General features: G+C 61.0%; 21 protein-coding genes. 16 read left to right on the forward strand and 5 right to left on the reverse strand.

Features of this window, described 5'->3' with window-relative positions; translation table 11 throughout:
* The first annotated feature begins 376 nt into the window (after positions 1-376).
* From BLU76_RS26310 to araH, 8 genes are all read left to right on the forward strand, one after another.
* On the forward strand, positions 377-982 hold the full coding sequence (locus tag BLU76_RS26310) for a DUF4823 domain-containing protein (protein ID WP_063324923.1): 606 nt from the start codon (positions 377-379) through the stop codon (positions 980-982).
* A gap of 16 nt (positions 983-998) precedes the next feature.
* The gene (locus BLU76_RS26315) at positions 999-1,559 is read left to right on the forward strand and encodes a DUF1285 domain-containing protein (RefSeq protein ID WP_092225056.1); all 561 of its coding nucleotides are present in this window, start codon (positions 999-1,001) and stop codon (positions 1,557-1,559) included.
* Positions 1,560-1,721: 162 nt separating this feature from the next.
* On the forward strand, positions 1,722-2,468 hold the full coding sequence (locus BLU76_RS26320) for a FadR/GntR family transcriptional regulator (protein WP_092147147.1): 747 nt from the start codon (positions 1,722-1,724) through the stop codon (positions 2,466-2,468).
* Entirely contained in the window at positions 2,465-3,340 is an 876-nt protein-coding gene (locus tag BLU76_RS26325) for an SMP-30/gluconolactonase/LRE family protein (RefSeq protein WP_092147151.1), read from the forward strand. Before BLU76_RS26320 ends, BLU76_RS26325 begins: the two co-directional genes overlap by 4 nt.
* A 236-nt stretch (positions 3,341-3,576) precedes the next feature.
* Positions 3,577-4,395, forward strand: a complete 819-nt coding sequence (locus tag BLU76_RS26330; protein ID WP_063324926.1) for an SDR family oxidoreductase — start codon at positions 3,577-3,579, stop codon at positions 4,393-4,395.
* A 175-nt stretch (positions 4,396-4,570) separates the two neighbouring features.
* Positions 4,571-5,575 carry a substrate-binding domain-containing protein gene (locus BLU76_RS26335; protein WP_092147154.1) on the forward strand — a complete coding sequence of 335 codons (1,005 nt, stop codon included), beginning with the start codon at positions 4,571-4,573 and terminating at the stop codon, positions 5,573-5,575.
* 75 nt (positions 5,576-5,650) lie between these two features.
* Positions 5,651-7,195: an L-arabinose ABC transporter ATP-binding protein AraG gene (araG, locus tag BLU76_RS26340; RefSeq protein ID WP_092147157.1), complete on the forward strand. Its 1,545-nt coding sequence runs from the start codon at positions 5,651-5,653 to the stop codon at positions 7,193-7,195.
* A 10-nt stretch (positions 7,196-7,205) separates the two neighbouring features.
* Positions 7,206-8,174 (forward strand): L-arabinose ABC transporter permease AraH, encoded by a 969-nt coding sequence (gene araH / locus BLU76_RS26345; RefSeq protein WP_063324929.1) that lies wholly within the window; start codon positions 7,206-7,208, stop codon positions 8,172-8,174.
* 153 nt (positions 8,175-8,327) lie between these two features.
* Here the strand turns inward: araH and BLU76_RS26350 are convergent, their stop codons facing one another.
* Both BLU76_RS26350 and BLU76_RS26355 read right to left on the reverse strand, forming a co-directional pair.
* Positions 8,328-8,708 carry a Rho termination factor N-terminal domain-containing protein gene (locus BLU76_RS26350; protein ID WP_092225058.1) on the reverse strand — a complete coding sequence of 127 codons (381 nt, stop codon included), beginning with the start codon at positions 8,706-8,708 and terminating at the stop codon, positions 8,328-8,330.
* A gap of 31 nt (positions 8,709-8,739) precedes the next feature.
* Positions 8,740-9,084 (reverse strand): hypothetical protein, encoded by a 345-nt coding sequence (locus BLU76_RS26355; RefSeq protein WP_018613594.1) that lies wholly within the window; start codon positions 9,082-9,084, stop codon positions 8,740-8,742.
* Between the two features lie 189 nt (positions 9,085-9,273).
* On the opposite strand from BLU76_RS26355, the gene BLU76_RS26360 reads away from it, so the two are divergent.
* A complete protein-coding gene (locus tag BLU76_RS26360; protein WP_053123788.1) occupies positions 9,274-9,756 on the forward strand; it encodes a GNAT family N-acetyltransferase in 483 nt (160 codons plus the stop codon).
* 5 nt (positions 9,757-9,761) lie between these two features.
* On the opposite strand, the gene BLU76_RS26365 is transcribed toward BLU76_RS26360, so the two are convergent.
* The gene (locus BLU76_RS26365; RefSeq protein ID WP_092225060.1) at positions 9,762-10,394 is read right to left on the reverse strand and encodes a glutathione S-transferase family protein; all 633 of its coding nucleotides are present in this window, start codon (positions 10,392-10,394) and stop codon (positions 9,762-9,764) included.
* 187 nt (positions 10,395-10,581) lie between these two features.
* On the opposite strand from BLU76_RS26365, the gene BLU76_RS26370 reads away from it, so the two are divergent.
* From BLU76_RS26370 to BLU76_RS26390, 5 genes are all read left to right on the forward strand, one after another.
* Positions 10,582-11,562: a 2-dehydro-3-deoxygalactonokinase gene (locus tag BLU76_RS26370; protein WP_092225062.1), complete on the forward strand. Its 981-nt coding sequence runs from the start codon at positions 10,582-10,584 to the stop codon at positions 11,560-11,562.
* A 19-nt stretch (positions 11,563-11,581) separates the two neighbouring features.
* Positions 11,582-12,202, forward strand: a complete 621-nt coding sequence (locus tag BLU76_RS26375; RefSeq protein ID WP_003204208.1) for a 2-dehydro-3-deoxy-6-phosphogalactonate aldolase — start codon at positions 11,582-11,584, stop codon at positions 12,200-12,202.
* A 49-nt stretch (positions 12,203-12,251) separates the two neighbouring features.
* On the forward strand, positions 12,252-13,400 hold the full coding sequence (dgoD, locus tag BLU76_RS26380) for a galactonate dehydratase (RefSeq protein ID WP_092147172.1): 1,149 nt from the start codon (positions 12,252-12,254) through the stop codon (positions 13,398-13,400).
* A gap of 190 nt (positions 13,401-13,590) precedes the next feature.
* Positions 13,591-14,901: an MFS transporter gene (locus BLU76_RS26385; RefSeq protein ID WP_092147175.1), complete on the forward strand. Its 1,311-nt coding sequence runs from the start codon at positions 13,591-13,593 to the stop codon at positions 14,899-14,901.
* Between the two features lie 58 nt (positions 14,902-14,959).
* Positions 14,960-15,763 carry an IclR family transcriptional regulator gene (locus tag BLU76_RS26390; protein WP_063324935.1) on the forward strand — a complete coding sequence of 268 codons (804 nt, stop codon included), beginning with the start codon at positions 14,960-14,962 and terminating at the stop codon, positions 15,761-15,763.
* Positions 15,764-15,769: 6 nt separating this feature from the next.
* On the opposite strand, the gene BLU76_RS26395 is transcribed toward BLU76_RS26390, so the two are convergent.
* Complete coding sequence (locus BLU76_RS26395; RefSeq protein ID WP_092225064.1) at positions 15,770-16,822, reverse strand: NAD(P)-dependent alcohol dehydrogenase; 1,053 nt, start codon at positions 16,820-16,822, stop codon at positions 15,770-15,772.
* A gap of 178 nt (positions 16,823-17,000) precedes the next feature.
* On the opposite strand from BLU76_RS26395, the gene BLU76_RS26400 reads away from it, so the two are divergent.
* A complete protein-coding gene (locus tag BLU76_RS26400; RefSeq protein WP_063324937.1) occupies positions 17,001-17,891 on the forward strand; it encodes an AraC family transcriptional regulator in 891 nt (296 codons plus the stop codon).
* A 308-nt stretch (positions 17,892-18,199) separates the two neighbouring features.
* Here BLU76_RS26400 and BLU76_RS26405 read toward each other — a convergent pair whose 3' ends face one another.
* A complete protein-coding gene (locus BLU76_RS26405; protein ID WP_092225066.1) occupies positions 18,200-19,864 on the reverse strand; it encodes an electron transfer flavoprotein-ubiquinone oxidoreductase in 1,665 nt (554 codons plus the stop codon).
* A 546-nt stretch (positions 19,865-20,410) separates the two neighbouring features.
* On the opposite strand from BLU76_RS26405, the gene BLU76_RS26410 reads away from it, so the two are divergent.
* Complete coding sequence (locus BLU76_RS26410; RefSeq protein ID WP_014339477.1) at positions 20,411-21,160, forward strand: electron transfer flavoprotein subunit beta/FixA family protein; 750 nt, start codon at positions 20,411-20,413, stop codon at positions 21,158-21,160.
* The last annotated feature ends 1 nt before the right edge of the window (position 21,161 follow it).

The following is a 21,161-nucleotide window of genomic DNA, read 5'->3' on the forward strand; positions in this document are numbered from 1 at the left end:
GTCGCCGGGTTTTAGGGCCGCTTCGCGCCCCAGCGGGAGCAAGCTCCCTCGCCACGGGAATTGGGCATGGCGCGGGTTAAGGGAATGCCTCGAATCAGTGTCAGTTTCAAGAGCTAATCGGTTGGTCGAGCGGGATGCTTTTGTGGCGAGGGAGCTTGCTCCCGCTGGGCTGCGCAGCAGCCCCCTCAAGCTCACTCAATCAACCTGATCCACCGTGTCGCCGGGTTTTAGGGCCGCTGCGCGCCCCAGCGGGAGCAAGCTCCCTCGCCACAACTGCATTCCAGGCGGAAAATCCAATCAATCCCAAGGTCTGGCGCAAAAGCTGCATCCCACGACCATTCGCCGGTTTTCCGACACCGGTTTTTTGGAGGGTAGGATGCGTAGCCTGGTTTTGCTGCTGGCCATTTTGGCGCTTGGTGGCTGCATGAATGTCAGTGACATGGGAGAGGGCGTTCGTTACCACATGAGCGACGCCGGCCTGCTAGACCATAGCGACAGCCGTCGTGTGAACAACCTGCGTATTCAGCCCGACTCGTTCATCTACATCGCCCAGGGCGCCTTCGCTCCGCCAGGCAGCGCTTATCCGCGTCCCAACGTCGTGGCCGAGGAAGCCTTCAATGGTTTCATCGAATATTTCCCCATGGTCCGTCGCGCCCGCGTTCCCGAAGGCCTCGACCAGGCCATGGGCGAGGCCCGTTCCGCTGGCGCCCATTATTTGCTGTACACCCGCTTCGCCAAGGCTGACAACCGTATCGGCAACACGGATGAATGGCAGGATGAAGAAGCCTTGGATCGCTTGGGTGTCGATACCAGCGTGATTCAAATCATGTTGATCGAGACCAGCACCCAGTATTTGATTGATACTGCACGGATCAAGAGTCGTGGCGGTTTACTGACGTTGCACGACAAGCAGCCACAAGACCTCATCGCCACGCCTTTGCGTGAATATGCCCGCAGCCTGCTGGGGATGAGCGACGAATAAATAATCAGGAGTCACCATGAGCGGACCGCAAAAAGCCAATGACTTGCTGGGGCAGATCCCCAAGACCAAAGGGCTGCCGCCGGTCCACTTGTGGAACCCCGACTTCTGCGGCGACATCGACATGCGCATCGCCCGGGACGGCACCTGGTATTACCTGGGTACGCCCATCGGGCGAAAGCCGATGGTCAAGCTGTTCTCCACCATCATCCGCCGCGACGGCGATGATTACTTCCTGATCACTCCTGTGGAAAAAGTCGGTATCAAGGTCGATGACGCGCCGTTCGTGGCCGTGACCCTTGAGGTCGAAGGGCAGGGGGAAGGGCAGTTGTTGCGCTTCACCACCAATGTCGAGGAAACCACTGAGGCCGGCGGCGAGCATCTGCTGCGGGTGGTGATCGATCCCCAGACCCAGGAACCCGCGCCCTACGTGCATGTGCGCAGCAATCTCGAAGCACTGATCCATCGCAATGTGTTCTACCAACTGGTGGAGCTGGCGGTCAGTCGCGAGATCGATGGGCAGCGCTGGTTGGGCGTGTGGAGCGGTGGCGAGTTCTTCCCCATAGGCCTGGAACCCTGAGCCCTTTTGGGAGCGATGGTTGATCCAACAGCTGTGTTGGCTGGACGACTGCTATCGCGAGCAAGCTCGCTCCCACAGGTGGGTTACGTAAAAATTCAAATTGACACCCAATCGTATGATGATTAGCGTGAGCCTCCTATAAGAGTGGCTCGCGGGGTTTTCATGTCCAGCAGTTTTCATGCATCGACCGTCGATTGGCTGGGGGGCTGGATAGCCGCCGGCCAGGTCAAGCCTGGGCAAACCATCAAGGTCGAGGCGGACTTGGGCGAACAATTGGGCGTCAGTCGCACGGTGATTCGCGAGGCGATCAAGACCCTGGTGGCCAAAGGCATGCTGGAGGTCGGGCCGAAAGTCGGCACGCGGGTGTTGCCGGTGCGACGCTGGAACCTGTTCGACCCCCAAGTGGTTGGCTGGCTGTCACGCAGCGGCTTGCCGGAAAATTTCGTCGATGACTTGCTGGACCTGCGCCGCACCATCGAGCCGATGGCGGTGCGTTGGGCCTGTGAACGGGCCACGGCCGACCAGGTGCAGGCGATCCGCCTGGCCTACCATGCGCTGGAGCGGGCCGTGGACAGCGGCGCGGATTACAACCGCGCCGACCAGTTTTTCCACGAATGCATCCTCGCCGCCAGCCATAATCAATTCATCGAACAGATGGTCCCGGCCCTGGGCGCGCTGCTGGCGGTATCGTTCGAGGTGTCGGCTGCCGACCCGGATGAGCTGCGCCGCACCTTGCCCATCCACAAGGACATCGCCGACGCCATCGCGGCCCGTGACGCGGCGCGGGGCGTCTGGGCCTGCATGACCCTGATCGATAACGCTGACCTGGCCATCAAGCGCTTTTACCCTAATGTCATGGCCGGTCGGACAGACGCTACCGGGCAGATAGGGAACGGGAGGTTTCAATGAAGTGGACGGCTGTTACGGAACATCGGGCGATCTTGGGCGAGGGGCCGTTCTGGGATGAGCCGACCCAGGCGTTGTACTGGGTCGATATCGCCGGCAAGCAGGCGCTGCGGTTGATCGGCGCCAATGTGCAGATCTGGCAGATGCCCGAGCATGTGTCCGCCTTTATCCCGACGCAGAGTGGCGATGCACTGGTGACGCTGAGCAGTGGTGTCTACCGGCTGGACCTCGACTCGCCGGGCCTGGAACCACGCCTGACCCTGCTGTGCATGGCCGACCCGCAACTGGGCAATCGTGCCAACGAAGCCCGTTGCGATGCCTTGGGCCAGCTCTGGCTCGGCACCATGCAGAACAACATCGGTGAAAACGCAGAGGACCTACCCATCGAGCGGCGCTCCGGCGGCCTCTTTCGTGTCAGTGGCGATGGCCGGGTCATGCCGTTGTTACGCGGGCTGGGTATCCCGAACACCTTGTTGTGGAGTCCAGATGGCACCACGGTGTATTTCGGCGAGAGCCTCGACGGCACTTTGTATCGGCACTTTATCCATCCCGATGGCAGCCTGGCTCCCGCCGAGGTCTGGTTCGGTCCACACCCGCGCGGCGGGCCGGACGGTTCGGCGATGGATGCCCGGGGTTATATCTGGAACGCGCGCTGGGACGGCAGTTGCCTGCTGCGATTGAATCCGCAAGGCCAGGTCGACCGGGTGATCGAACTGCCCGTCAGCCGTCCGACCAGCTGTGTGTTTGGAGGCGAAGACCTCAAGACCTTGTACATCACCAGTGCGGCGAGCCCGTTGGGTCATCCGCTGGACGGTGCGGTGCTGTCCATGCGGGTCGACATACCGGGCGTGGCCTGTACTCGGTTTGCGGGATGAATCCCAAAATATGGGATGTAAATATATATATTGAGATTATTCGGCGGTCGGGTTTATAGTCGGCTCCATCGGCAATACGCACTCACACTAAAAAAACAAGACAGGTGAAGTGATGCAACGATCCTCCCCCGTACGCCTCGGCGGCGTACGCGATTCACGGCTGCTTACAACGTCTTTTGACCGGTCGTCCCTGGATGCCCGGTTTTTGTCGTGCCTGCGTCCGGGAGTCTTGATCCATGGCTGAGCCGCTTTCATTGCCGCCAGTGCCCGAGCCCCCGAAGGGCGAGCGCCTGAAAAACAAAGTGGTGCTGCTGACCGGTGCGGCCCAGGGCATTGGCGAGGCGATCGTCGCCGCGTTCGCTTCGCAACAGGCACGGCTGGTGATCAGCGATATTCAGGCCGAGAAGGTCGAGACGGTTGCCGCTCATTGGCGTGAACGCGGGGCGGACGTGCATGCGCTGAAAGCCGATGTGTCGAACCAGCAGGACCTGCACGCCATGGCCCGGCATGCCGTCGAGCGGCACGGTCGCATCGATGTGCTGGTGAATTGCGCCGGTGTCAATGTATTCCGTGACCCGCTGGAAATGACCGAAGAAGACTGGCGTCGCTGCTTCGCCATCGACCTGGATGGCGCCTGGTACGGTTGCAAGGCGGTATTGCCGCAGATGATCGAGCAGGGCGTGGGCAGCATCATCAACATTGCTTCGACCCATTCGTCCCACATCATTCCCGGTTGCTTCCCTTACCCGGTGGCCAAGCACGGTTTGCTCGGCCTGACGCGCGCGCTGGGCATCGAATACGCACCCAAAGGCGTACGCGTCAATGCCATCGCTCCGGGTTATATCGAGACCCAACTGAACGTCGACTACTGGAACGGCTTTGCCGATCCTTATGCCGAACGCCAGCGTGCGCTGGATCTGCACCCGCCACGGCGCATCGGGCAACCGATCGAAGTGGCAATGACGGCCGTGTTCCTGGCCAGCGATGAAGCACCGTTTATCAATGCCTCATGCATCACCATCGATGGGGGACGTTCAGTCATGTACCACGACTGAATATTCCTGGATTGCAGTGGGAAACTTCGCCTGTAATCCAATCATCATACGATATGACTATTTGGGCCTATGCTGTGTAGCAACTTGATGTGACCGCCCAGCCTGCGCATTTCCACCGACGGTGGAGCAGAACCCTGGTCGTTTGGCTTTCAATAAAAAAAACAAGGAGTCAACTATGAAACATCGTCGTGGGATCCGTTCCCTGTGTCGCGCCGCCCTGGCGGTTACCGCGGTCAGCCTCAGCAGCCACTTGCTGGCGGCCGATGCGGTAAAAATTGGTTTCCTGGTCAAGCAGGCCGAGGAGCCTTGGTTCCAGACCGAATGGGCGTTTGCCGAGAAGGCGGCCAAGGATAAAGGCTTCCAGTTGATCAAGATCGCCGTGCCCGACGGCGAGAAAACCCTCTCGGCCATCGACAGCCTGGCCGCCAACGGTGCCAAGGGCTTCGTGATCTGCCCGCCGGACGTCTCCCTCGGCCCGGCCATCGTGGCCAAGGCCAAGCTCAATGACATGAAAGTGATCGCCGTCGACGACCGCTTCGTCGGTTCCGATGGCAAGTTCATGGAAGACGTACCGTACCTGGGCATGGCGGCGTTCGAAGTCGGCCAGAAGCAGGGCAGCGCCATGGCGGCTGAGGCGAAAAAACGTGGCTGGGATTGGAAAGACACCTATGCCGTCATCAACACCTATAACGAACTGGATACCGGCAAGAAGCGCACCGACGGTTCGGTCGATGCCCTGAAGAAAGCCGGGATGCCGGCAGACCACATCCTTTATTCGGCGCTGAAGACCCTCGACGTACCCGGGAGCATGGACTCCACCAACTCGGCCCTGGTGAAGCTGCCAAGCGCCGCCAAGAACCTGATCATCGGTGGCATGAATGACAACACTGTGCTGGGCGGCGTGCGCGCCACCGAAGCCGCTGGGTTCAAGGCGGCCAATGTGATCGGCATCGGCATCAACGGCACCGACGCCATCGGTGAATTGAAGAAGCCTGACAGCGGCTTCTTCGGCTCGATGCTGCCAAGCCCTCACATCGAAGGCTACAAGACCGCCGAAATGATGTACGAGTGGATCACCACCGGCAAGGAGCCGCCGAAGTACACCGCCATGGACGAGGTGACGCTGATCACCCGGGAGAACTTCAAGCAAGAGCTGGAAAAAATCGGCCTGTGGAACTGATGGCCGGTTGATTCAAAAGCGGCCCTGGTCACTTGAGTGGCGGGGTCGCTTGATCTCTGTAAGTTCGAGGTGGTTATGCAAGCGCAAACAGCGACACGGCAACACAACATCGGCGGCAGCTTGCGATTCAACGGGATCGGCAAGTCCTTTCCCGGCGTGCAGGCGCTGGCCAATATCAGTTTCGTCGCCCATCCGGGGCAGGTCCATGCCTTGATGGGGGAAAACGGCGCTGGCAAGTCCACGTTGTTGAAGATCCTCGGTGGTGCCTACATCCCGAGCAGCGGCGACTTGCAGATCGGCGAGCAGACGATGGCCTTCAAAGGCACCGCCGACAGCATCGCCAGCGGCGTGGCGGTGATTCACCAGGAACTGCACCTGGTGCCGGAAATGACCGTCGCTGAAAATTTGTTTCTCGGCCATTTGCCGGCGCGTTTCGGCCTGGTCAATCGTGGCGTGCTGCGCCAACAGGCGCTGACGCTGCTCAAAGGCCTGGCCGACGAAATCGACCCCCAGGAAAAAGTCGGTCGCCTGTCCCTCGGCCAGCGCCAATTAGTGGAAATTGCCAAGGCCTTGTCTCGCGGTGCTCACGTCATTGCTTTCGACGAGCCCACCAGTAGCCTGTCGGCCCGGGAAATCGACCGTTTGATGGCGATCATCGGCCGGCTGCGAGACGAGGGCAAAGTGGTGCTCTACGTCAGCCATCGCATGGAAGAGGTGTTCCGCATCTGCAATGCGGTGACGGTGTTCAAGGACGGTCGTTACGTGCGGACCTTCGAGAACATGAGCGAGTTGACCCATGATCAACTCGTCACGTGCATGGTCGGTCGCGATATCCAGGACATCTATGACTACCGTCCTCGGGAGCGCGGCGATGTGGCGCTGCAAGTGAAGGGCTTGTTGGGGCCGGGCTTGCATGAGCCGGTGAGTTTCCAGGTGCACAAGGGCGAGATCCTCGGTTTGTTCGGGCTGGTCGGCGCCGGTCGTACCGAGCTGCTGCGCTTGCTCAGTGGCTTGGAGCGCCAGCGCGAAGGAAGTCTCGTCCTGCACGACAAGGAACTGAAACTGCGTTCACCTCGGGATGCCATCGCCGCGGGCGTGCTGCTCTGCCCGGAGGATCGCAAGAAAGAAGGCATCATCCCGTTGGGCAGTGTGGGCGAGAACATCAACATCAGTGCGCGCCCGTCTCATTCCACGCTCGGCTGCCTGTTGCGTGGCGACTGGGAACGGGGCAATGCCGACAGACAGATCAAGTCGCTGAAAGTGAAGACCCCCACGGCGGGACAGAAAATCATGTACCTGTCCGGCGGCAATCAGCAGAAAGCGATTCTTGGTCGCTGGCTGTCGATGCCGATGAAAGTCCTGCTGCTGGACGAGCCTACTCGCGGCATCGACATCGGGGCCAAGGCGGAGATCTACCAGATTATCCACAACCTGGCGGCCGATGGCATCGCGGTGATTGTGGTGTCCAGCGACCTGATGGAAGTGATGGGCATTTCCGACCGAATCCTGGTGCTTTGCGAAGGGGCCATGCGCGGCGAGCTGTCGCGTGACCAGGCCAACGAATCCAACCTGTTGCAACTGGCGCTGCCGCGCCAACGCGTTGCCGACGCGGCGAACTGAGAGGTAAATCATGACCATTCAAAACAATGCACTGCCAACGGCACGCAAACCCCTGGACCTGCGTCGCTTCCTGGATGACTGGGTCATGTTGCTGGCGGCCATCGGCATCTTCGTGCTCTGCACCCTGATGATCGACAACTTCCTGTCGCCGCTGAACATGCGCGGGCTGGGCCTGGCGATTTCCACCACCGGCATCGCGGCCTGCACCATGTTGTATTGCCTGGCGTCCGGGCACTTCGACTTGTCGGTCGGTTCGGTGATTGCCTGTGCCGGCGTCGTCGCGGCGGTGGTGATGCGCGACACCAACAGCGTGTTCCTTGGCATCAGCGCGGCGCTGGTGATGGGGTTGATCGTCGGCTTGATCAACGGCATCGTCATTGCCAAGCTGCGGGTCAATGCGTTGATTACCACATTGGCGACCATGCAGATCGTCCGCGGCCTGGCCTACATCTTCGCCAACGGCAAAGCGGTGGGTGTGTCCCAGGAATCGTTCTTCGTGTTCGGCAACGGGCAGATGTTCGGCGTGCCGGTGCCGATCCTGATCACCATCGTGTGCTTCCTGTTTTTCGGCTGGCTGCTGAACTACACCACCTACGGGCGCAACACCATGGCCATTGGCGGCAACCAGGAAGCGGCGCTCTTGGCCGGCGTGAACGTTGATCGCACCAAGATCATCATCTTTGCCGTGCATGGCGTGATCGGTGCCCTGGCCGGGGTGATCCTGGCCTCGCGCATGACCTCGGGCCAGCCGATGATCGGCCAGGGCTTCGAACTGACCGTGATCTCGGCTTGCGTGCTGGGTGGGGTGTCGTTGAGCGGTGGTATCGGCATGATCCGCCACGTCATTGCAGGCGTGCTGATTTTGGCGATCATCGAAAACGCGATGAACCTGAAGAACATCGACACCTTCTACCAATACGTCATCCGCGGCTCGATCCTGCTGCTGGCGGTGGTGATCGACCGCTTGAAACAACGCTGAACAACCCATAGCGATCTCTGGCGACTGATCTACCGCTATCGCGAGCAAGCTCGCTCCCACAGGATGTTGTGCCGGGACGCAGAACTCCAGCACAGCGCAGGCCCACTGTGGGAGCGAGCTTGCTCGCGAAGGCGTGCACCCAGACGCCGACAATCACCCCGCCTTGCGCAACGCCTCAACCAATTGCTGCTTACGCATCTTCGAGCGCCCGGGAATGTTTTTCGCCCGGGCCTCCTTCATCAGGCTGTCCACCGTCTGGGCCTCATGAGAGGCCTTGCTGGTGCGTGGATGACCTTCGCGGGTCTTGGCGGCGCGGCGGGCCGATTCCTTGCGGTCAGTTTTCTTTGCCGCGGCCGGTTTCGCCTTCCCCGAACCACCGGAGCGTTCGCCGCCGCCGGACTGTTTGTTGACCGTTGCCCAAGCGCGTGCCTCGGCCGTGTCCTTGGACAGGCCTTTCTTCTCGTAACTCTCTTCGATGTGCTCGGCCTTGCGCTTTTGTTCGGCGGTGTATTTGTCTTTGCTTCCACGAGGCATGGATGTTCCTCCTCAAATGTCTGAGCAGAGGCTATTGGCTGGCGGCGCCCCCTTCGGAGCCCGAACCACCGGTCGTGGTTTTCGAGCCCACCCCGGTCTCGGCGTTATCAGGCGCTGTCGAGTCCGGCGTATTCATGCCGCCCTGACGACCCGTGTCATTACCCTGTACACGCGGATCGGTGCCGGTGGCGGGTGGCTGGCCATTGTTCAGGCCGCCGCCGGTACCGTCGGTGTTCAATTTGGGCAGGCCTTGCGTGGCGGGGGAGTTGGGCGCTTGCACGGGGTCGGTCGGCCCGGTGCCGGAGGTCGAAGCCGCGAAGGCCACCGAGGACAGCAACGCGGCGAAGGTGAATGCGGTCAGCCTTGAAGTGATCATGGGTGTCGCCTCCATTTTTCAGAATGCTTACCTGATCTTGGGCCTCGCTGGATTTGGGTTGGTGCCTCGGACGCGACGAATGGCGGTTCTGAAGGAGGCGTGCGCCGCGATCAAATAGTTGGATCGATATGTGACGAGCGCCGCGTCGCGGCTTAGTATGGCGCTTTCAATTGGCTACAAGGCCTGTTCATGTCCATCGAGATCCGTCCTGCGCAACCCAGCGATGCGCCTCAAATCCTTGCCTTCATCACCGAGCTGGCCGATTACGAAAAGGCCCGTCACGAAGTCATCGCCAGTGTGGCGGACATCGAGCGTAGCCTGTTCAGCGAGGGCGCGACCGCCCACGGCTTGATCTGCCTGCGTGACGGTGTGCCGATTGGTTTCGCGGTGTTTTTCTTCAGTTATTCCACTTGGCTGGGCAGCAATTGCCTGTACCTCGAGGACCTGTACATCACGCCAGAGCAGCGCGGCGGCGGGGCGGGCAAGACCTTGTTGCGGCACCTGGCGAAAATTGCCTGCGACAATGATTGCGGTCGCTTCGAATGGAGTGTGCTGGACTGGAACACCCCGGCCATCGAGTTCTACAAATCCCTCGGCGCGCAGCCCCAGGAAGAATGGGTGCGCTACCGAATGGACGGCAAGGTGCTACGGGATTTCGCCCACGGCAACTGAGCACTTCACCAATATGCGGCAGATGCGTACTCGGCAAATCCGGGGCGCTGTTCCAACCGCTTGCAATAGGCGGCGACCGCCGGATAGTCGGGACGCTCCATGGGCGCTTGGCGCCAGCGGTGCACCGACAAGCCAATGAGCACATCCGCAAGGGAAAACGCCGTACCGGCCACGTAGGCGCCGGTGCGGTTCAACTGCTGCTCCAGCAAACCCATCTTCTCGTTCCAGCCCTTGACGCCGGCGGCGATGCGCTGTGGGTCCTGGAAGTCTGGATTCTTGCGTACCAGGGCGTGGAATGCGTAGCCCCATGACGGGTTGAGCTCTGTGGCTTGCCAGTCCATCCACTGCTCGACACGCGCCCGTGCGGCAGGTTCGACAGGCAGCAGGTCTTTGCGCCCATGTTTGCCCACCAGATAGCGGCAAATGGTGTTCGACTCCCAGAGCACACCGTTCTCATCAATGATCACCGGCACTTGGGCATTGGGATTCAAGGCCAGGAACGCCGGGTCGTGGGTCGAGGAAAAACCGATACCCCAGTCTTCGCGTTCGTAGGCGATTTCCAATTCCTGGCAGGTCCACAACACTTTTCTGACATTGATCGAGGAAGTGCGACCGAGGATTTTCAGCTGTTGTCCCATCACTTTTTCCCTAGTTGTTTGGCGTCCGCTCAGAAACGTAGCAGGGTCTTGAACGGATGGCGATGGGCTTTAGGGTTGGCTCATCAAATCCCAATATATGGGAGTGATATTTATATATTGAGATTTTGTCGCGCCCGGGTTTATAGTCCGTTCCACTCACTGCCAAAAAACAGAACAGGTGAAGCGGATGCAGGCGCAATTGATCGCGCTCGATTGGGGGACCACCTCATTACGGGCTTACAAACTCGCAGCCGGTGGCGAGGTGCTCGAGCAGCGCTCGCTGTCATCGGGGATCATGCAGTTGCCTTCCGGGCCGCGAACCGTGGCCGGCGGGGTGTGCATCGACGGTTTCGAACTGGCCTTCGACGAGGCCTGCGGCGACTGGCTCGATGCCCAGCCAGGCTTGCCCGTGATTGCCTGTGGCATGGTCGGCAGTGCTCAGGGCTGGCGTGAAGCGCCTTACTGCGAAACACCCGCCAACGTCGCCAATCTCGGACATTCCCTACAAACCGTTCGCAGCCTTCGCGGTGTCGATGTGCACATCGTGCCCGGCGTGATTCAGCGTTCACGCTTGCCCAATGTCATGCGCGGTGAAGAAACCCAGGTGCTCGGCGCCTTGCACAGCCTGCCGGACGAAGCGGTGTTGATCGGCTTGCCCGGCAGTCATTCGAAATGGGTGGAAGTGACCGATGGCTGCATCGTGCATTTCGACACCTTCATGACCGGCGAGATCTTTGCCGTGCTCAGTGACCACAGCATTCTCGGCCGCACCCAGCAACGGAGTACGACCTTCGATGGCGTGGCCTTTGATCGTGGCGTACAGGTGGCGTTGTCGGTGGACGGCCAGATCGGTCCGCTGTCCACGGTGTTCAGCGCTCGCAGTCTGGGCTTGACCGGCGAACTGGAGGCCAGCGCCCAGGCCGATTACCTCTCGGGCCTGCTGATCGGCCATGAGCTGACGGCGCTGGCCGAGGTGCAGCGTCGGCGACGCGACAGCCTCCATCTGCCGACGGTGGTGCTGATCGGCAACTCCCAACTCTGTGTCCGTTATCAACGGGCCCTCGACGCCTGCGGTTTCGCCCGGGTGGTCCTGGCCGAACAGGCCACCGAACGCGGTTTGTGGCAACTGGCCGTAGCGGCCGGGTTGCTCGATTCCACCGCCCCCTGAACCTGACTGGAGGTCTGACATGCTCACTCAAGCACTGGCGCACAACGGGCTGATTGCGATCCTGCGTGGTCTGCGTCCCGAAGAGGCGGCGGCCATCGGCGAAGTCCTGTACAGCGCCGGATTTCGCGTCATCGAAGTGCCGCTCAATTCCCCCGAGCCGTACGAAAGCATCCGCATCCTGCGTAGCACCTTGCCCGCCGATTGCCTGATCGGCGCCGGCACCGTGCTCACGCCGGAGCAGGTGGAGCAGGTGAAAGCCGCTGGCGGCCAAGTGATCGTCATGCCTCACAGCGATCCGAAGGTGCTGCGGGCGGCGAAAGCGGCGGGTCTGTACCTGTCGCCGGGTGTCGCCACGCCCACCGAAGCCTTTGCCGCACTGGCCGAAGGCGCTCATGTGTTGAAGATGTTTCCTGCCGAGCAAATGGGCCCGGCAGTGGTCAAGGCCTGGCTCGCGGTGCTGCCGGCCGGGACCGTGCTGGTGCCGGTGGGCGGGATTACGCCGGACAACATGGCGGTGTTTGTCGAAGCCGGCGTCAAGGGTTTCGGCCTCGGTTCCGGGCTGTTCAAGCCGGGCCTGACAGCGGATGAAGTGGCGGTGCGCGCCAAGGCCTACGTGGCCGCATGGAACGCCTTGAACTGAAGACTTTTCCAGCGCCCTGTGCGCTGCATCTGACAAGAGAGACAACAAGATGAAAATCACCAAGCTGACCACGTTTATCGTTCCGCCGCGCTGGTGCTTCCTCAAGGTCGAGACCGACGAGGGCGTGATCGGTTGGGGCGAGCCTGTGGTCGAAGGCCGTGCCCACACGGTGGCGGCTGCCGTTGAAGAATTGTCCGACTACCTGATCGGCAAAGACCCACGCAACATCGAAGACATTTGGACCGTGCTCTATCGCGGCGGCTTCTACCGTGGTGGGGCCATTCACATGAGCGCCCTGGCCGGCATCGACCAGGCGCTGTGGGACATCAAGGGCAAGGCCCTGGGTGTGTCGGTCAGCGACCTGCTGGGCGGCCAGGTGCGGGACAAGATCCGTGTGTATTCGTGGATCGGCGGCGACCGGCCGGCGGACACCGCTCGTGCGGCGAAAGAGGCGGTGGCGCGGGGCTTCACGGCGGTGAAGATGAACGGCACCGAAGAGCTGCAGTTTCTCGACACCTTCGAAAAAGTCGACCTGGCCCTGGCCAACGTGGCGGCGGTGCGCGATGCGGTGGGGCCGAACGTCGGCATTGGCGTGGACTTCCACGGCCGGGTGCACAAACCGATGGCCAAGGTGCTGATGAAGGAACTCGACCCTTACAAACTGATGTTCATCGAAGAGCCGGTGCTCAGCGAAAACTACGAAGCCCTCAAGGAGTTGGCGCCGCTGACCAGCACCCCGATTGCCCTGGGCGAGCGGTTGTTTTCCCGTTGGGACTTCAAGCGGGTGCTCAGCGAAGGTTACGTGGACATCATCCAGCCGGATGCCTCCCATGCCGGCGGCATCACCGAAACCCGCAAGATCGCCAACATGGCCGAGGCCTACGATGTGGCGCTGGCGCTGCACTGCCCGCTGGGCCCAATCGCCCTGGCGGCGTGCCTGCAACTGGACGCGGTCTGCTACAACGCGTTCATCCAGGAACAGAGCCTGGGTATCCACTACAACGAGAGCAACGACCTGCTGGACTACATCAAGGATCCGCAGGTGTTCGACTACGACAAGGGCTTCGTGAAAATCCCGAATGGCCCGGGCCTGGGCATCGAGATCAACGAGGAATACGTCATCGAACGCGCGGCCATCGGCCACCGCTGGCGCAACCCGATCTGGCGTCATGCCGATGGCAGTTTTGCCGAGTGGTGATCGCCTAGACACCCACTACCCCTGTGGCGAGGGAGCTTGCTCCCGCTCGACTGCGCAGCAGTCGCAGAGATGTCAGTTCATACATACAGGGGGCTGCTGCGCAGCCCAGCGGGAGCAAGCTCCCTCGCCACGGGTCGACTCGACTGCTCGTTAGTTTCGCCCTCAATAAACATAAAAAGAGGCACCTCACATGCAAGCGCACACCCTGAGCGCGCAGGCGTCGTTGGTGACGCCCAGCCGCAAGCGTTTTTTCATCATGGTCCTGCTGTTCATCACCGTGGTGATCAATTACCTGGACCGCAGCAACCTCTCGATCGCCGCCCCCGCGTTGACCAGCGACCTAGGCATCGATCCGATCCATGTCGGGCTGATTTTCTCGGCGTTCGGCTGGACCTATGCCGCCATGCAGATCCCCGGTGGCTGGCTGGTGGACCGGGTGCCGCCGCGCATTCTGTATAGCGTGGCGTTGCTGTTGTGGTCGGTGGCCACGGTCATGCTGGGTTTTGCCGCCAGTTTCATCGCGCTGTTCGTGCTGCGCATGGCGGTCGGTGCCCTGGAAGCGCCGGCTTATCCGATCAACAGCCGCGTGGTCACTACCTGGTTTCCTGAGCGTGAGCGGGCCACGGCCATCGGTTTCTACACCTCCGGGCAGTTCGTCGGGCTGGCTTTCCTGACGCCAGTACTGGCGTGGCTGCAACACGCGTTCGGTTGGCACATGGTGTTTGTCGCCACGGGCGCGGTGGGCATTCTCTGGGCGGCGATCTGGTACGCGGTGTACCGCGAGCCACGGGATTTCAAAGGCGCCAACGCCGCCGAAATCGAACTGATCCGCGAAGGCGGCGGGCTGGTGGATATCCAGGCCGATACCGCCAAGGTCAAGGCCAAATTCAGCTGGGCCGACCTGGGCATTGTCCTGACGCAACGCAAGTTGTGGGGCATTTACCTGGGGCAGTTCTGCCTCAACTCCACGCTGTGGTTTTTCCTGACGTGGTTCCCGACCTACCTGGTGAAATATCGCGGCATGGATTTCATCAAGTCCGGTCTGCTGGCGTCGTTGCCGTTCCTCGCGGCGTTTGTCGGCGTGCTGTGCTCCGGGTTCTTCTCCGACTGGCTGATTCGCCGCGGCGCCACGGTGGGGTTTGCGCGCAAGCTGCCGATCATTGGCGGTCTGTTGATCTCCACCTCGATCATCGGCGCCAACTTTGTTGAATCGACGCCGCTGGTGATCGCCTTCCTGGCCCTGGCGTTCTTCGGCAATGGCCTGGCGTCGATCACCTGGTCGCTGGTCTCCACACTGGCCCCGGCGCGGTTGCTCGGGCTGACGGGTGGGGTGTTCAACTTCATCGGTAACCTGGCGGCGATCGCCACGCCGATCGTCATTGGCTTCCTTGCCAGCGGCGATTCGTTTGCCCCGGCCATCACCTATATCTCTGTCCTGGCACTGGCTGGCGCGCTGTCCTACATCCTGCTGGTCGGGAAGGTCGAGCGCATCGAGTTGTAGTCCGACGGGGCGGGCGACCATAATGCCGCCCGTTCCCGCTCACTGTTGAAGGCCGGCTATGCAGCAAGACGATCCAAAAATCACCAAGGATGCCGCACCTACGGGCACGCAGACATTGTTGCGTGGCCTGGGGGTGGTCCAGGCGGTCGCCAGCGGCGCCCGTGACTTGAAGGAAATCGCCCGGCTGATCGGCACCACCCGCAGCACCACCCATCGCCTGGCCAGTTGCCTGGTGGACGAACGTTACCTGCGCGTGGTGCCGCAAGTGGGCTACCTGCTGGGACCGAAGCTGATCGAGCTGGGTTTCCAGGCCCGCGAAGAGTTGCCACTGGTGAGCCTGGCGGGGCCGTACTTGGACGAACTGTCGGCACTGACCGGGGACACCGTTCACCTGGCGATTCGTGAGGGCGACGAAGTCTTGTACCTGCTGAAGAATCCAGGGCGCAACGGCCCGGAAATGCGTTCGCGCGTAGGCCATCGCATGCCGCTGGCGCGCACCGGGATCGGCAAGGCGCTGATGCTCGATGATTCGCAGGAACAATGGAAGCGGCTGTATGAAATCAGCCTGCCAGCCGGTGGGAAGAATCAGTTCTGGCCCCAGCATCAGGAGCAATCCTGGGAACAGTTCCAGCAACGGATGCTGGAGTACGTGGCGGGGGGTTATGCCTTCGACCTGGAAGACAACGAACCGTCGATTCGCTGTGTGGCGGCGCCGATCCGGGACGCCGGCAAGCGCATCGTTGCCGGTATCAGCATCGCCAGCACCGTGCCGTACATGCCGCTGGAAAAGATGGCCGAGCTGATTCCCCTGGTCAAAGGGGTCACAGCCCGGCTGTCGGCGGAACTGGGTGCCAAGGTTTGACGAAGGTCAGGCCTTGAGCGTCGCCATGTCGATGACAAAGCGGTACTTCACGTCCCCGGCGATCATGCGGCTGTAGGCCTCGTTGATCTGACGGATGTCGAGCATCTCAATGTCGCAACTGATGTTGTGCTCGGCGCAGAAATCCAGCACTTCCTGGGTTTCTGCGATCCCGCCAATCAACGAACCGGCCAGGACGCGCCGGCCCATGATCAAGTTGGCCGCATGGACCGGTGGATCGATCGGCTCGACCAGACCCACCAGGATGTGCACGCCGTCGAAGCGCAGGGTGCTGAGGTAGGGATTGAGATCGTGCTGCACTGGAATGGTGTCCAGCAGGAAATGGAAGCGTCCGGCCGCGGCGGCCATCTGCTCGGGATCGGTGGACACGATCACATGATCGGCGCCCTGGCGACGGGCCTCTTCAGCCTTGCTGGCCGAGCGGGTGAACAACGTGACTTCCGCGCCCATGGCTTTGGCGAACTTGATACCCATATGGCCGAGGCCACCCATGCCCAGCACGCCGACCTTGTCGCCGGCCTTCACACCGTAGTGCTTGAGGGGCGAGTAGGTGGTGATGCCGGCACAGAGAATCGGTGCGGCGCTGGCCGGGTCGAGCGCGGCCGGGATGCGCAACACGAAGTGCTCTTGGACCACGATGCTGTTGGAGTAGCCACCCATGGTATGCCCGCCGCTGACCCGGTCCGGGCTGGCATAGGTCTGGGTCATGCCCTGATAGCAGTATTGCTCCAGGTCCGCGTGACAAGCTTCGCACTCGCGGCAGGAATCGACCATGCAGCCAACACCCACCAAGTCGCCGACCTTATGACGGGTGACATTTGCACCGACGGCGGTGACTTTGCCGATGATCTCGTGGCCAGGCATCAGTGGATAAACGGCGATGCCCCATTCGTTGCGCGCCTGGTGGATGTCGGAGTGGCAGACGCCGCAATAGAGGATTTCGATCGCCACATCGTCAGCTCGCGGGCTGCGGCGTTCGAACTTCATGGGGGCGAGGGGAGTGGTGGGCGATTGGGCGGCGTATCCGATGGCGGTGTACATGATGGACCTCGCTAAGCAGTGAACAGTGAGGTGATCTATTCTGGGAGCCTTGACCGTATGCGGCGATGACCATTCCTACGGGTGTCATGCCTAATCCTCCGGCCTTGGCCTAGGATTGCTCCTATGTGACGCCAGACCTGCGATGATGTTCCCATCCATTTTTTCGTGAAGTTTCCCCATGTTGCTGACCCGTCATCTCGATGCCAACGCGGCGCTGGTTTCGCTGATCGAACCCTTGGCGACCCGTGACGGCTTTATTCCTACGCGCCTGCCTGGCGTGCAAGTGCTGCGGTGCAGCCAGGACATCGCCCGTGGCCCGCAGCTCTACGAGCCGAGCCTGGTGATCATCGCCCAAGGCAGCAAGCTGGCGTACCTGGGACCGCGTACGCTGGAGTACGGCGCCGGGCATTACTTGATCCAGGCGTTGCCGGTGCCGTTCGAATGTGAAACCTACGCCATGCCCGATGCTCCGTTGCTCGGGATTTCGGTTGCGATCGATCGGGCGCTGTTGGGCGAGCTGGTGCTGGCCATGGGATTGATGCCGGGGCGAAGCCTCGCGGCCCAGACGCCGGAGTCCATGACCAGCGCCGTGCTCGATGGCGCCATGCGCGGATGCGTCGAACGCCTGTTGCAGTGCTTGCACGACCCACTGGAATGCCAGGTCATGGGCCAGGCGCGGCTGCGGGAGTTGCTGTTCGTCGCGTTGCGCGGGCCCCAGGCCGATGTGCTGCGGGCGCTGGTGGAGCAGCAAGGCCAATTCGCCCGGATTGCCGCGGCCCTGAGCCATTTGCATACGCACTTCACCGAGCCGCTGAACGTCGAGACATTGGCCAGTTGCGCGAACATGAGCGCTTCGACCTTCCATGAGCATTTCAAGCGCAGCACCTTGCTGTCGCCCGTGCAGTACCTCAAGCGTCTGCGCCTGCTCAAGGCTCAACGACTGCTGCTCAGCGAAGGCTTGGGCGTGGCCCAGGTCGCGCATCAGGTGGGGTATCAGAGTTCGTCGCAGTTCAGCCGGGAATACAAGCGTTACTTCGAGCGCAACCCTGGGGAAGAGCGCGCCGCCTGATCCACTGATGTCGCCCTGTGGGAGCGAGCTGTGGTGCTGCTTAGATGGCAGGCAACAAAAAGGCCCCCATTGCGGGTAATGCTGTTCACTTAAGACAGTCGACAAACCCGTGGCGAGGGAGCTTGCTCCCGCTGGGCCGCGAAGCGGCCCCACAACCTGCCAAATACGGAGCATCAGACACACCGCACCCGCCGGTTTACGACTGCTTCGCAGCCGAGCGGGAGCAAGCTCCCCGCCACAGGTCCATCATTTTTCTTAAGTGAACAGCATTACCCCATTGCGGGAGCCTCGATGTACAGCGTGTCGGCTTACATGTTCGGGTAAGTCGGTCCGCCAGCGCCTTCCGGCGACACCCAAGTGATGTTCTGCGAAGGGTCCTTGATGTCACAGGTCTTGCAGTGCACGCAGTTCTGGGCGTTGATCTGGAAGCGCTTCTCGCCGTCTTCCTTGGTCACCACTTCGTACACGCCGGCCGGGCAGTAGCGCTGGGCCGGTTCGTCGTACAGCGGCAGGTTCTTGCTGATCGGAATGCTCGGGTCGGTCAGCTTCAGGTGGCAGGGCTGTTCTTCTTCATGGTTGGTACCGGAGATGAACACCGAGCTGAGTTTGTCGAAGCTGATCTTGCCGTCCGGTTTCGGGTAGTCGATCTTTTTGCAATCGGCCGCCAGCTTGAGGCAGGCATAGTCCGGCTTGTTGTCGTGCAGGGTGAAGGGCAGCTTGCCGCCGAAGATGTTCTGGTCGAGCCAGTTGAAGCCGCCGCCGATGATGGCGCCGTACTTGTGGATCGCCGCGCCGAAGTTGCGACTGGCGAACAGCTCTTCGTACAGCCAGCTGTTCTTGAAGCTGTCGACGTAGGCGGTCAGTTCATCACCGCCTTCGGATTCGGCGAACAGGCGATCGGCCACCGCCTCGGCGGCGAGCATGCCGGACTTCATGGCGGTGTGGCTGCCCTTGATCTTGGCGAAGTTCAAAGTGCCGAGGTCGCAACCGATCAACGCGCCGCCCTTGAAGACCATTTTCGGCAACGAGTTCAGACCGCCCTTGCAGATGGCGCGGGCGCCGTAGCTGACGCGCTTGCCGCCTTCCAGGTACTGCTTGAGCACCGGGTGATGCTTGAGGCGCTGGAACTCGTCGAACGGCGACAGGTAGGTGTTGCTGTAGGACAGGTCGACGATCAGGCCGACCACCACCTGGTTGTTTTCCAGGTGATAAAGGAAGGAGCCGCCGGTGTTCTCGGTGCCCATGATGTCCAGCGGCCAGCCGGCGGTGTGCACCACCAGGCCGGGTTGATGCTTGGCCGGGTCGATTTCCCAGATTTCCTTCAGGCCGATGCCGTAGTGCTGGGCGTCGGCCTCGCTGTCCAGGTTGAAGCGCTTGATCAACTGCTTGCCGATGTGGCCACGGCAGCCTTCGGCGAACAGCGTGTATTTGCCGCGCAACTCCATGCCCGGGGTGTAGAGGCCTTCCTTCGGATTGCCTTCGCGGTCGACACCCAGGTCGCCGGTGATGATCCCGCGCACCACGCCGTTCTCGTCGAACAGCGCTTCCTGGGCGGCGAACCCTGGGTAGATCTCCACGCCCAGGTTCTCGGCTTGCTGGGCCAGCCAGCGGCACAGGTTGCCCAGGGAAATAATATAGTTGCCTTCGTTGTGCATGGTCTTGGGCACGAAGAAGTCAGGGATTTTGCTCGCGGTCTCGGCGTTTTTCAGGACATAAATGTCATCGCGTTTGACGGGCGTATTCAGCGGTGCGCCGAGTTCTTTCCAGTCTGGAAACAGTTCGTTCAGGGCACGGGGTTCGAACACCGCGCCGGAGAGAATGTGCGCACCGACTTCCGAGCCTTTTTCGACCACGCAGACGCTGATTTCCTTACCGGCTTCGGCGGCCTTCTGTTTCAGTCGGCAAGCGGCAGACAGGCCAGCGGGGCCGGCACCGACGATGACCACGTCGAATTCCATGTATTCGCGTTCCACAGGGCTATCTCCTACTCAAGGCTCACAGTTTTTTCTAATTGGAGGTTTGGCGTTGCATCCGTTGTTTCCTTCGCAAAAAGCGACGAAAGCGACAATGGATGAAACGCGTGTCTCTCTTAAGCGGCGCATTATATCTACACCACTCTCAGGGTCCAATACAAACGTTTGTTTGAAATTGCCGCAGCCCAGATAAATCACTGACGTACGGCTTATGACTGACCATTTTGCCGTATTGACCGGAATAGGCGTTCCGGTCAAGATACGGGCGGTTTTGCGCTCGCCGTAGGCTGACTGTTGGTTTCAAGAGCACCTCTAAAGACAGGGCGAAGGCAGCACAAAGTGACGCATTGCGTGGTTCCGACGCGCAGTTTACACGCCGCGATAATGAATGACTCATCGGTCGTCACTGACGAATGGTCTTCACTCCCGTGAGCTGGGTCATGTGTGGTTCATGCCGGCGTTTTTAGAGGTGCCCTTGCGCCCATGAGCATCAACCGCCAGGTTCGCCTAGGCGACTTTTTTTCACCGGAGAGTAACGAGGAATCCATGAAGGTTCTTGTAGCTGTCAAACGAGTGGTCGACTATAACGTCAAGGTTCGCGTCAAGGCGGACAACTCCGGCGTCGACCTCGCCAACGTCAAGATGTCGATGAACCCTTTCTGCGAAATCGCCGTAGAAGAAGCCGTACGCCTGAAGGAAAAAGGCGTGGCGACTGAGATCGTCGTCGTCTCCATCGGCCCGACCACCGCCCAGGAACAACTGCGCACCGCGCTGGCACTGGGTGCCGATCGCGCCATCCTCGTCGAATCCGCCGAAGACCTGACCTCGCTGGCTGTGGCCAAGCTGCTCAAGGCCGTTGTCGACAAGGAACAACCATCGCTGGTGATCCTCGGCAAACAAGCCATCGACAGCGACAACAACCAGACCGGCCAGATGCTCGCTGCTTTGAGCGGCTACGGTCAGGGCACCTTCGCCTCCAAAGTCGAAGTGTCTGGTGACAGCGTTGCCGTGACCCGCGAGATCGACGGCGGCGCACAGACCGTTTCCCTGAAACTGCCAGCGATCGTCACCACCGACCTGCGTTTGAACGAGCCGCGTTATGCGTCCCTGCCAAACATCATGAAAGCCAAGAAGAAGCCGCTTGAAGTGCTGACGCCTGACGCTTTGGGCGTTTCCACCGCCTCCACCAACAAGACCCTCAAGGTCGAAGCGCCGGCTGCACGCAGCGCGGGCATCAAGGTCAAGTCGGTGGCTGAACTGGTCGAGAAACTGAAAAACGAAGCGAAGGTGATCTGAT

The sequence above is a fragment of the Pseudomonas sp. NFACC08-1 genome (assembly GCF_900106735.1).
Classification (GTDB): Bacteria; Pseudomonadota; Gammaproteobacteria; order Pseudomonadales; family Pseudomonadaceae; genus Aquipseudomonas; species Aquipseudomonas fluorescens_Q.